General features: G+C 40.0%; 12 protein-coding genes and 1 other annotated feature (1 of these 13 only partly in view). Of the genes, 6 read left to right on the plus strand and 6 right to left on the minus strand.

The window, feature by feature from the left end; all coding sequences use genetic code 11:
- Positions 1 to 157 (minus strand) — a binding site (T-box leader); it reaches 98 nt to the left of the window's first position.
- Complete coding sequence (locus CZ382_RS24540) at positions 126 to 257, minus strand: hypothetical protein (protein WP_268811324.1); 132 nt, start codon at positions 255 to 257, stop codon at positions 126 to 128. It overlaps the preceding feature by 32 nt.
- Before the next feature lie 123 nt (positions 258 to 380).
- Here CZ382_RS24540 and CZ382_RS11370 point away from each other — a divergent pair, with 123 nt between their 5' ends.
- Positions 381 to 2,630: a bifunctional 2',3'-cyclic-nucleotide 2'-phosphodiesterase/3'-nucleotidase gene (locus tag CZ382_RS11370; protein ID WP_188725495.1), complete on the plus strand. Its 2,250-nt coding sequence runs from the start codon at positions 381 to 383 to the stop codon at positions 2,628 to 2,630.
- Positions 2,631 to 2,727: 97 nt separating this feature from the next.
- Positions 2,728 to 3,078 (plus strand): DnaJ family domain-containing protein, encoded by a 351-nt coding sequence (locus CZ382_RS11375; protein WP_088053451.1) that lies wholly within the window; start codon positions 2,728 to 2,730, stop codon positions 3,076 to 3,078.
- Between the two features lie 33 nt (positions 3,079 to 3,111).
- Here CZ382_RS11375 and CZ382_RS11380 read toward each other — a convergent pair whose 3' ends face one another.
- Positions 3,112 to 3,963 carry a DUF72 domain-containing protein gene (locus CZ382_RS11380; RefSeq protein ID WP_088051357.1) on the minus strand — a complete coding sequence of 284 codons (852 nt, stop codon included), beginning with the start codon at positions 3,961 to 3,963 and terminating at the stop codon, positions 3,112 to 3,114.
- Positions 3,964 to 4,113: 150 nt separating this feature from the next.
- On the minus strand, positions 4,114 to 4,695 hold the full coding sequence (locus CZ382_RS11385; protein WP_088051358.1) for an LOG family protein: 582 nt from the start codon (positions 4,693 to 4,695) through the stop codon (positions 4,114 to 4,116).
- A gap of 85 nt (positions 4,696 to 4,780) precedes the next feature.
- Here CZ382_RS11385 and CZ382_RS11390 point away from each other — a divergent pair, with 85 nt between their 5' ends.
- Positions 4,781 to 5,101, plus strand: coding sequence for a MazG nucleotide pyrophosphohydrolase domain-containing protein (locus CZ382_RS11390; RefSeq protein ID WP_088051359.1), 321 nt, complete (start codon positions 4,781 to 4,783; stop codon positions 5,099 to 5,101).
- An 885-nt stretch (positions 5,102 to 5,986) separates the two neighbouring features.
- Here the strand turns inward: CZ382_RS11390 and CZ382_RS11400 are convergent.
- Complete coding sequence (locus CZ382_RS11400) at positions 5,987 to 7,459, minus strand: alkaline phosphatase family protein (protein WP_088051361.1); 1,473 nt, start codon at positions 7,457 to 7,459, stop codon at positions 5,987 to 5,989.
- 340 nt (positions 7,460 to 7,799) lie between these two features.
- Here CZ382_RS11400 and CZ382_RS11405 point away from each other — a divergent pair, with 340 nt between their 5' ends.
- Both CZ382_RS11405 and CZ382_RS11410 read left to right on the plus strand, forming a co-directional pair.
- Positions 7,800 to 8,108, plus strand: coding sequence for a PadR family transcriptional regulator (locus CZ382_RS11405; RefSeq protein WP_088051362.1), 309 nt, complete (start codon positions 7,800 to 7,802; stop codon positions 8,106 to 8,108).
- A 9-nt stretch (positions 8,109 to 8,117) separates the two neighbouring features.
- Positions 8,118 to 9,308: a chromate transporter gene (locus CZ382_RS11410; RefSeq protein WP_088051363.1), complete on the plus strand. Its 1,191-nt coding sequence runs from the start codon at positions 8,118 to 8,120 to the stop codon at positions 9,306 to 9,308.
- Positions 9,309 to 9,382: 74 nt separating this feature from the next.
- Here CZ382_RS11410 and CZ382_RS11415 read toward each other — a convergent pair whose 3' ends face one another.
- Positions 9,383 to 9,736, minus strand: a complete 354-nt coding sequence (locus CZ382_RS11415; protein WP_088051364.1) for a VOC family protein — start codon at positions 9,734 to 9,736, stop codon at positions 9,383 to 9,385.
- Positions 9,737 to 9,963: 227 nt separating this feature from the next.
- Here CZ382_RS11415 and CZ382_RS11420 point away from each other — a divergent pair, with 227 nt between their 5' ends.
- On the plus strand, positions 9,964 to 10,770 hold the full coding sequence (locus tag CZ382_RS11420) for a YihY/virulence factor BrkB family protein (protein WP_235000419.1): 807 nt from the start codon (positions 9,964 to 9,966) through the stop codon (positions 10,768 to 10,770).
- Between the two features lie 155 nt (positions 10,771 to 10,925).
- Here the strand turns inward: CZ382_RS11420 and CZ382_RS11425 are convergent, their stop codons facing one another.
- Entirely contained in the window at positions 10,926 to 11,951 is a 1,026-nt protein-coding gene (locus CZ382_RS11425) for an RpnC/YadD family protein (RefSeq protein WP_088051365.1), read from the minus strand.
- Positions 11,952 to 12,136 lie beyond the last annotated feature (185 nt).

Below are 12,136 nucleotides of genomic sequence, written 5' to 3' on the forward strand. Positions count from 1 at the left end.
CTTGTAACGGCGGATCCCCGGAAAGGCTTAAAATGAATCTTCAGCTTTTCTTCTCGGAGAGGATTTTCAACATAAACTGAACATTGGTTTTCAGCAAAAGGCACCAACTCTCTGCAGAACAGGATTTATGCATACTCGTTCTCGTCAACGAATTTAATCGCTTTCATATTAAGATATAGCATATGCAGATAAATGTCAATCGATACACCTTCCATATTGCCAATTATCAAGCTTTTGTCTGAAACAGTTTTGTACAACAACCCCGTCCCCTTATTCTAAACCTAACGATTAATTCATTTAACCCATATCCATCGGCCTATTCCAATATGTCTAGCAATCCTTTAATCTAGTAATTGAAAAAACTTAAAGGGGGTTTCAGTATGGGAATTAGAAAAACAGGAAAAATTGCACTTATGCTTTTAGCAGCTCTGCTTGTATCTATACCACTTAGCAACAGCTCGGCAGATGCAGAAGAAGCTGGGGAAGGCACTGTTGACTTAAGACTCATGGAAACGACAGATATTCATGTCCATCTGGCAAACTATGACTATTATCAAGATAAGGAAACAAACGAATTTGGGCTAGCAATGACAGCAACGCTTATCAAGAAATCCCGAAGTGAAGTCAACAATAGCATGTTATTTGACAATGGTGACCTAATCCAAGGCAATCCTCTTGGGGACTATATCGCTCAAAAAGGCCTTGAAGAAGGAGAAGTGCATCCCGTCTATAAAGCAATGAATCTGCTAGATTATGATGCAGCAAATATTGGTAACCACGAATTTAATTATGGCATCGACTATTTGAAGGAAGCAACTGATGATGCTAATTTCCCATACGTCAATGCAAACGTCTATTATGATGACGGTGACGATGATCCAACCAACGATCAACCGTTTTTCGAGCCATACAAGATTTTGCCTAAACAAGTGGTAGATTCAAACGGTAACACCCAAACGATTAATGTTGGGATCATCGGCTTTGTTCCACCACAAATCATGCAATGGGACAAAACAAACCTTGAAGGGAAAGTAATTACCAAAGATATCTATAAAACAGCACAAAAATATATTCCGGAAATGAAGGAACAAGGTGCTGATATTATCGTTGCAATTCCACACTCCGGGCTTGGATCGGTTGAATTAAAGGAACGTGAGGAAAATGCCACTTACAACTTAACTGAAGTAGAAGGCATTGATGCTATTATGTTTGGTCATGCCCACGAAGCCTTCCCGAGTGAAACATTTGCGGGAATCCCAGGAGTCAACCTGGAAAAAGGAACACTCAATGGTGTACCTTCTGTTGAGGCAGGTTTTTGGGGAAACCATTTAGGGATTATTGATCTGAAGCTCCAGCAAAATGGCGACAGCTGGGAGGTTATTGATTCCAGCGCTGAAGTTCAAGCAATTTACGACGAAAATACCGGTGAAGCACTTGTTGAAGCCGATCAGGGAATTCTAGACGCCATTTCAGAAGACCACCAGGCAACTCTTGACTATATTCGCTCTCAGGTCGGTGAAACAACTGCACCAATTTACAGCTACTTTGCACTTGTCAAAGACGATCCGTCGGTACAAATTGTAGCCAACGCACAAAAATGGTACACAGAACAAGCAGTAAAGGAAACCGAATATGAAGGATTGCCAATTTTATCCGCAGCTGCACCATTTAAGGCTGGCGGTCGAGGCGGCGCTGGCTACTATACGTATATTCCAGAAGGGCCGATTGCCATTAAAAACGTAGCTGACCTTTATGTTTATCCAAACACTTTGAAGGTCGTGAAAATCAATGGGGAACAAGTTCGTGAATGGTTAGAGATGGCTGCTGGACAGTTTAATCAAATCGACCCGAATGCGTCAGAGGAACAATCTTTAGTTAACAATGACTTTCCAACGTACAATTTTGATGTTATCGATGGGGTCACCTATAAAATCGATGTTACGGAACCAACCCGCTATAACCGTGATGGGGAGTTAATCAATCCAGAGGCCCATCGCATTGTAAACTTACAATACAACGGTGAGGCCGTTCAAGACGATCAGGAATTTCTTGTTGCAACAAATAACTATCGTGCTGGTGGAGGAGGTAACTTCCCGAATTTAGATGGCAGCCAAATTGTCCTTTCTCCACAGGCGGAAAACCGGCAGGTAGTGATCGACTATATTCAAACGAATGGCACGATTGATCCATCAGCGGATAGCAATTGGTCATTTGCACCGATTGAAGGTAATGCACAGCTAACATTCCAATCTTCACCGGATGCCCAGCAATTCATCCAGCAAGATGGGAATATCGCTTATCTCGGTGAGGGGACAGACGGTTTTGCCAAATACGCGCTTGATCTATCAGAGGCCGAAGAAACTGTGACACTTTCGTCAATTAAACAAGATGTTGCGGATTATGTACAATCTGGTGATATTAATCATCCATTAGCTGTTAAGCTGACAAACAAACTGAAACAAGCAGAACATCAACTAAATAAAGGCCATCATCATCAAGCTGTTAAAAAGATGGAAGGGTTCTTGAAACATTTGAACAAAAAGGCGATGGATAAATTCATCACTAAAGAAGCGAAAGAAGGCTTGAATAATTCAGTTGAGGTTTTACTTAACGACTGGAGAAACAATTAACAGTAAAGATCCAATTTATTATTTAAAAACCCTGTGGTATGATGAAGCCACAGGGTTTTTTACATGCGTTTTAAAACAAAGAAGGCAGGTGAGTCCGATGTATATGTTTGTCGAGGAGAGAATTAAAGATTCCATAGACAAGGGGGAATTCGATAATCTTCCCGGAAAAGGAAAACCGCTGAATCTAAAGGATGATTTACCAGGTATGCGACCGGAAATAAAAATGGGTTATCGAATGCTGAAAAACGCCGGATATGTAACGGAGGAGGCAAAAGACAGCAAAAATAATATGAGTATGAATGATCTTTTAACCATAGCAACCGGTAAAACCCATAAGAGCGATGTACAAAGCAAACAGAAATTTGATGAATTTGTTCACGAAAGGAAATTGCATCAAAATAAGAGGTTTATCGCCTATGCCAAAAAGATTTACCGAAAATTGTTTTAGATCCCGCCAGGCCACGGTAATTTTCCGCACCACTCAAAACAAATTCAATTGTCTTGGGGAAAGTCCATCATATTCAATACCCAGCATTTTTTGAAATTCCTTAGCATTGCCTGCCGCATCCCCACCTGAGTTATTGTTAAATAGAACAATGATATGGTTGGTATCTTTTGATAGGTTAATGATTCTGTTTTTCCATTCCAAAAGCTCCTTACGATTGTATTTATATAAATAGCGAACCTCCCGCCAATTCGTATCAGTCCCGTTCGGTTTATTCCACCCATGCACATTTCTCCCATGCATCCGTACTAATGTCATGTTTCCATTCGTTGTCACAGGCACAATAGGAATCGATCCGTCACCAGCTTGTGGCTCATCAGCGATGGAATGGATCCAGCCCTCCTGTTTCATAAAAGAAAGTGTATTATCACGGTACGCGTCGCTAAACCAGGATTGGTGGCGAAACTCAAGCGCAACCGGGATATCCCCCATCATTTGCTTACAATACCGCAAATAATCGACATTCGCTTTTTTGCAATCAAACCATGGCGGGAATTGAAATAGCACCATCGCTAGCTTGTTTGCATCTTGGAATGGCTTCAGAGAATCTTTAAACGCCTGGAACATCTCCGCTTTTGTAACAAACGGTATATCCCCACGCTGATGCCCCGTCATTCCTTGATACGCCTTCACAACAAAGCGGAAATTTCCCGGTGTTTCCTTCACCCACTTTAACGTGTTACGGGCGGGCTGTACCGCGTAAAAGGATGCATCTACCTCCACAACTGGAAAGTGACTGCTATATTCAGGTAATTTATCTTTTCCTTTCGTTTGATTTGGGTACAGGGAATAATGGTCTCCCCATCCTGTTAAGCCTATATAAATCATCAGGTTCCCTCCTTTTAACATTTTAGCACAGGGTTAGGGAATACTGGGAGTTTGTAAATGGTACGAACTATTTTTATAAGGACTTTCATAACCGGCTTGATTTGACGTATTGTGGCCGCTCGATTTTTATATCTAATCAAGTACCAGAAACTATGTTTGATCTTTTTTAAAATATGTCTTAACAGCTGGTGGTTGATAAGTATAAAACTTATCAATTAAAGCCTCTGGGAAGGTATCCACAATTGCCATGGAACGATATTTTTCGTGTAGAAATTGCTGGTCTGCCATATGGTTGAAGAGTGACACAAGAGGGTCATAATAGTGATTAATGTTTAAAAGCCCACACGGTTTTTGGTGCACCCCCAGCTGAGCCCAGGTGAAGATTTCCATAAATTCCTCTAACGTACCCGGCCCACCTGGTAAAGCAATAAAACCATCCGCTAAATCAGCCATTTTAGTCTTACGCTCATGCATAGACTCAACAACAAATAATTTCGTTAAATTAGGATGTGAAATTTCCCGATCCTCCAGCATTTTAGGGATTACTCCAATAACTTCTCCGCCGTTATCTAAGACAGCGTCTGCTAATGCTCCCATAATTCCAACACTTGCCCCGCCATACACAAGTGTGAGTTCTCTTCTTGCCAGCTCTTTTCCTAACTGTATAGCGCCTTCCTTATATAAATCAGTTGCTCCATAGCTTGACCCACAAAAAATAGCTAAACTTTTCAATAATATCTCCTCCATCATTCCAATCATCTGTTATCATTATATAGATTCCCTTACAAAACTTAAAATCAAAATGAGGAGGCTAATAATGAACTTAACCGAATTTCAATCATGGGTCAAGGAATATTACGAAGCTAATGGCTGGTCCGATCTTGATATATTTATACGAATAGGTTTTCTAGCTGAAGAAACAGGAGAAGTTGCAAGGGCAATAAGGGCTTTGGAAGTTGGACGCGATAGACCCGATGAATTGGAAGGGACCTCCGAAGAACTAAAACGCGAATTGGTTGAAGAACTAGGCGATGTTTTAGGGAATATCATTGTTATTGCAAATAAATATGACATCACCCTTGAAAATATATTTGAATCTCACCGGGGCAAACTGCAAAAAAGGTATCAAGGTAACTGACCATTTGTTTTCGTATACTGATGAACAGCAAGCGCCCGTTTAGCGACGTATGGAGTGCGCCCTGCCAAGCAGGGTGGTTCGGTGTTGCTGCGCAAAGAAGCGGTCTTAACCGAACATTCCTACCGTAGGAGATAAAGGAAACATGCCCCTGCAAAAGGGGTAGACGTGAGTTGGACGCAAAGTCCGCTTTTAGTCGGCCTTCCTTCTTACCCGAGTCGATGTTGACTTATCGTACGGAGGCGGGTGTTGTCCACTACAGCTTTAGCGCTGGAGCCGGACGTGGCCTACTCTGCTGAGAGCAGAATAGAGCCTAAATTTATAAACTTTTGTATGAAAACACTTATCGAGAAAAGCCAATACAAAGCTAGACCCTTCATCATTCAATTTTTTGAAGGGGTTAAATTATCTACGGGCTTTATTTGTGATCTAAAGATAAAATACTATGTCCTTTCTTTGAACAAATTTAGCAATTTTGGTTAGGGTCTCCTTTATATTATAGTTAATGGAGGATGACCACATTACCAATATAACAATACAAATGACAGTAGTATTATTGAAAAACTTTTGTATACGTGTTCTAGTCACAATAGATGGTACTTCTATACTGTCACAACCCGTTTCTTATACAGGGTATCCCCTTTCAGGATCCACCAGAGTATTTTCGGCCTTGTTGTATTGTTATTAAACTGTATTGGCAATAAATGAATGTGATATACCTCCTATCCAGGCTAGAAATTCTTTTTCATCATAGATGGTGGCTGCGCGAATGCGGAGCCATGGTGGTTTCTTATCTTTTAAAATAGGAGCACTTATGGATGTGCTCCTTTTGCGTAAGGTCATTAACACAAATCAGTATAACACTTTTTACCATTATAATGCTCCACATCATATCCGGCTGTTATCTCGTTGACAATTTAACCGAAGTACTAACTCTTTCATATCGACCATTCGTGGGAATAATGGTTTCTCTGTGGTTCCTGCAATCACTAAAGGTACAAGTGACTCTTGTTTATGTAATGAGCCGTGTGCTGCACCACCAAGGTGGAATGGTGTGGACTGTGCTTTAAAATCACAGCCTGGTTTAGCATTAACCACAATGAACCGACCCGAATGGGAGTGCAATACGCTATAAACCCTAGCTAATGCGTCTGGATAATCCCCGTAGAATAATTCGTTGTTATTTATCACGTGCAAATCAAGAAGTTCAGGGTTTCCTTCCATACTCCAGGTTTGTCTGTACTCATCTGTATATTCTCCGGTTGGACAATAGTGTAATGAACCTTCTCTCATACCGGATGTGACATGAATAAAGTCGCCGTCCTTTCTGGCAATGATATCGATGCGAGGATCATTTTTGAGTTGTTCACTAACTTCAGACAATGAGAGATTTTTATCCAGTATGTAAATATACGCCATACGCTGGTTTACACATAGAACAATCTGGTCTTTTTTGTGTACTGGGCGATCAATACGGCCTATACGGTACTTTTTTAGTGTTTTCCGTAAATCAATAACAAATTTCCGGTAGCTGGCCCCCGTCGGAGAATGCCCGTTGTCCCCCATAACCATCCATACATTCCGGTTGAGCGCTTCTTCCCAGCTCGGATACATATTCAATGTTTTTTGAATTTCCCGGTCAATTTTGGCAATACCTTTTATATCCATCGGTCCCCTGAAATGAATACGGGCGTCCAAATCCTGAAATATACAAAACGTAAACCCTGGCAGTTGTTTTCTTCGTATTAAATGCCGAAGCTCCCGTGCTGTATATTTATAATTTCCAGCGGCTATTTGCAGTGTGAATCCCCGTGGTCGCAGTTTGGAAAATAGACCCAAAGAGAGAATGGACGTGGCATTGGTTGTCCACTCACCGTCTTCAAACCGGGTCAATGTGCTGAGGAGGCGAGGGACATGTAACCGTTTAGGTGTATTTCCACGATAGACAAAGGAATTAATCGAAGCAGAAGGAATCCCCATGTTAGCCAAATCCTCGTAGATTGTAGTGACGTCACTGCTTAAGTGCTCGTTATTCAGTCGGTAGAGCATGTTATGAACGGACCTGCGCATACCTAACCGCAACGTTTCACGAAAACCAGTCCCGTAGTTAATGATTTCTTTTCTGGAGTCATCAAACCAGTTTAAGCCTGGAACATGGTGCTTATCTGCATATGTTCCTGTCAAAAGGCTACTGTCAATCGTGACCGACATTGTTGGAAATGAACTGACCATATTAGGAATATAACTGCCTTTTTCCATCAAAAATTGTAAGGCCGGGGCATGCCCGGTTTGAGTAGCTACTTCCAACGGTTCAGACATTAACGAATCGATGTTTAGCAAAATTACTGGTTTTTGTTTCATGTTATTTTCATCCTCACTGCCGCTTTTTTTAAGATAAGTATAAGTAGAAGGAGTTCAGATAGTGAACCGTTCCCTCTCACACCAACCTGTGGATTCTATATCCTAGAAAGCATCTCTAGTGTTTACTTTATCCGAATGGAACAATCATACCAATTTTTCCCTTCCCAAAATTTATTTTTATCCCTTTACCTTCTTGTACTACTTAATATAATTTTTAAAGAAAAAGGCGATTGTTTCATCTTTTAAATTGAAAAGTCAGATTAGGTATGTTATTTTAGATATCGAAATACAATATCGGTTTTCGATATTGTATTTCGATAAAAGAAAGGAGAAGACTGTAATGGAGGATCGAATACTAAGAAAGCTTTTTTTGGGCTTTATCCAAATACATATTCTGCACCACGCAAAGGAACATCCTATTTTTGGTTTGTGGATGCTTGAAGAACTTAAAGAGCATGGCTATGAGATTAGTGCTGGAACATTGTATCCAATACTTCACAATATGGAGGATGATGGCCTATTAATAAAGGAAGAACGAAAAGCTGATGGCAAAATAAGAAAATATTACACAGCAACCGAAAAAGGGGAAGAGATTCTTATTCAGGCACAAGAAAAAGCCTATGAATTATTCAAAGAAATAAAAGATTAAGAGGGGGTCGTGACGATATTGAGTAAACTTAAATCTTTATTCGAAATCTTAGTTGTTTCTACCAGACTTGGACTAACTTCATTTGGTGGACCAATTGCACATTTAGGTTATTTTCATGAAGAGTATATCCGAAGAAGAAGGTGGATGGATGAAAGAAGTTATGCAGACTTAGTTGCCCTATGTCAATTTTTACCCGGACCAGCAAGCAGTCAAGTCGGCATTGGTATTGGGGTTATGCGTGCGGGGATCTTAGGCGGCATTACTTCATTTATTGGTTTTACGCTGCCGTCTGTGATCGTACTCATTATTTTTGCATCCATTCTCCACACTTTTGACATTGGAAATGCAGGCTGGATTCATGGATTGAAGATCGTGGCGGTTGTAGTAGTAGCTCATGCTATTTTAGGGATGGCTAATAAGTTAACACCTGATATACAAAGGCGGACAATTGCATTAGTTGCATTAGTTGCTACCTTATTATGGCAAACGACCTATACACAAGTCGTTATCATCGTAATTGCAGGACTTGTAGGCTTCTTAATTTTTAGGCGAAAAACCACCGAAGAAGAGCCATCACCTGTCTTACCATTTCCAATTTCTCATCGTACGGGATATTTATGTTTATCCCTGTTTTTTGGATTACTTATTTTTCTGCCAATTTTGAGGGAAATCACAGCTTTAGATTGGATTGCTTTTTTTGACAGCTTTTATCGCTCAGGCTCACTCGTTTTTGGCGGAGGGCATGTTGTTTTGCCTTTACTTGAGCAGGAGTTTGTTCCTGCGGGATGGTTAAATGAACAAGATTTCCTTGCAGGGTACGGTGCGGCCCAAGCAGTTCCAGGGCCTCTTTTTACTTTTGCCGCCTATCTTGGTGCGGTTATTAACGGATGGCAAGGTGGTTTGTTAGCAACCTTCGCAATTTTTTTGCCTGCTTTCCTTCTTATCTTAGGTACATTACCTTTTTGGAATTCTTTACGTTGTAATTATAAAATAAAGGGTGCTTTAATGGGCGTAAATGCATCTGTAGTAGGTATCTTAATTTCTGCACTCTACCAGCCTATCTGGACAACTTCTATATTAGCACCAGTTGATTTTGCCCTCGCATCCATTTTATTTAGTATGTTGGTATTTTGGAAATTACCACCATGGATTATCGTGTTAACAGGAGCTGCAGGCGGGTTATTAATATCCTTTATATAATTACCGCGACAATCTACTTTGTTTAAAATGAATTCTGGTAATAAGTGAAAGTACCCGTTCGTTGATAGCTTAGGTTATTTCTTTTGTATAAGACCAAACCCAACACCCGTAGGATCAACTAAGTAAGCAAGAAAAAATTCATCAAACTCCATCTTCTCCCGTACTACCATTGCACCGTTTTCTTTTGCTTTGGAGATAGAATCATCTATGGAGTCAACTTCTATCTGAATACGTGTACCATGAGGATAATCATTAGGGCCTTTACTTATTCCACCATTAAGTCCAGTTTTCTCAGTGCCTTTTTCCGAAGAGACTGCCCAATAATCCCATTTTGGTTCAGAAATATCCCATCCAAATACATTGGAATAAAACTTGACTGCTTTTTCCGGCTCCTGACTGCTTAACTCAAATCCGACAACTTTTCCCATTTTAAATCACCTCTTTCAACTATAATGAAATCCTTTACTACAATAATTCTCCATTTTTAATGAAATACCTTTTTTATCATTTCATCTGTTAACAAAAGAGCAAAAAGTAAAAGGATGGTTATCAAAAAATAATTACACATCATAAGTAATGGATAAAAAACATATTTAATCATAGTATTAAAGTAAAAGGACATGCAGTTGAAGGGTGATAAGGGAGGACTTTATCGGTGAATTTGATAAAAAGCATCAAACAAATTCTAATTCGTTTTTTTGCGGAGCGATTCTATGACCAATCGGCACAAATGGCTTATTACCTTATGTTATCCTTGTTTCCCTTTTTAATTTTTCTCTTTTCACTCATCGGCTTTCTGCGGGTAAATCCGGAGAATATTCTTTTAATGATCGAACCATTTGCCCCTCATGAGACATATATCGTGGTGCGAAACACATTGGAAAACATATTGGCTAAAGGGCGAGGTGAATTGTTGTCATTTAGCCTTATCGCAGCATTTTGGCTAGCATCGATGGCCATCCAGTCTCTTGTCCGATCGTTAAACAAAGCTTACAAAATAAAGCGAAAGCAGTCGTTTTTTTTGCAGGGAGTCATTAGTGATTTACTACTTACCCTAGGATTTATGATCATTTTATCTTTATCATTGCTTGTCCCTATTATTGAGGATTTTATTCGTACCTTTGTTCTCACAAAAGTTACAGTCAACGAATTATGGTACCGTTTATGGTTCTTAACGAGGTGGGGGCTCGGTACGTTGTTCTTATACCTTTTCTTTTTAACCTTATATAAAGTTGTGCCTAGTATCGGGGTACCGTGGAGAAGTGTTTTCCCAGGGGCAATTTTTGCAACAATTGGCTGGCAAGTCGTATCGGTTGGCTTCTCAAGGTATGCCGGTATGAGCAACTACTCCGAATTCTACGGACAACTTGGGAGTATCATTGCTTTAATGGTTTGGTTTTATCTTACGGCTGTTGTCTTGTTAGTAGGTGGTTTGATTAATGCATCGGTGTATAAAAGATGAATATGGTAAGAGTAATACAATTCACTCGGTACAGAGAGGAAAAGGATACGACATTATGCTAACTGCCCCCCTTTTTCTTGAACTAACCCACAAAACAAGTTTGTTCCATCCCCCGGAACAAACTTGTTTGCGCACGATCTTCTTCACCTGAAATACTACAGCTGATCCTTAATTTCATCTAAGTCTTTTTCAGTAAGATTTGTCAATTCCATAATCTCTTTTACCGAAAAACCTTTTTTAAACATCGCCACAGCTATTTCCTTTCTTCCTTCCGCTTTTCCCTCTGCCTTTCCCTCTGCTTTTCCTTCTGCTTTTCCTTCTGCTCTACCTTCCGCTTTTCCTTCCGCAATTCCCAGCCTTTTTCCTTCCTCCCTAAGCTCATCAAGAAAGGGTTTTAACGTCGGTGGGTCAGGATACATTGTTCTATCCATATAACTCGCCTCCTTTCCAATCATTGGTTTAATATCTTTTTGCAACTCCCTTGTCATCTCCTCAGGAACTTCCAATAAATAGTCGATAAAATAGAGTAATGATTGAATATATTCCTGAGAGCTTTTCTGCGGATCCTGAAGTAACAATTCAAGTAAACTCCGCTTAAACTGATATCGCCTACTTGCATTGTTTCTGCTCTTTAGCATATATATACCGGCCAAAACAGCATAGGCGAATGGATTATCTGATTGCAATAATTCCTCCTCGTCCTGTTCCAATAACTTATAGGTGTTATAGGCGTAAGATAATTCTGTTCCATGAAAATGGTATTTATAAATGCTTGGTTTGAAAGAGCGATCAGCGTCAGCGAGGAAGGCAATAGCATAAATCTTTCGGTGGTACTTGTCAAAAATCCGGTAAAAGTACTGAAACATCCGTTCAGAAAAATCTTCATCCTTACCTCCCTGAACTTCAATGTGGACAAGCAACCACTGTTCTTCCCCATCTTTCAGATGAACCTTCATCAGTTTATCGGTATACTTTGTTCCTTTTTTCTTCGGAATAGCACGATGAAATTCCTGTTCCAGTGAATCAGGTTTTTTATCCCAATCAAGTTTTTGATAAAGATCAGGAGCAAAAAATAATACAAACGGTTCAAATAAATCTGTGATGACTTTTTTCCACAGGCCATCTTTGTCCAAATACGGGGCAAATTCTTCAAGCACAATTGGTGAGGCTATGTTTACCATTATCCTATCACACCCTTTTTGTGAATGTAAATTTCTATGGTGAGGATACTGAGATGAATTGATGAGGCTGAAAATAGATATCTTATATGTATGTTAGCACACCTGATAAGCTGAAGCGAGGAAACCTTTTTTTAATTCCCTGATTTTTGAAACAGACCACATCGATTCGGGAGTTTGACAGTTTC

The sequence above is a fragment of the Virgibacillus dakarensis genome (genome assembly GCF_900155625.1).
GTDB lineage: Bacteria > Bacillota > Bacilli > Bacillales > Amphibacillaceae > Lentibacillus_C > Lentibacillus_C populi.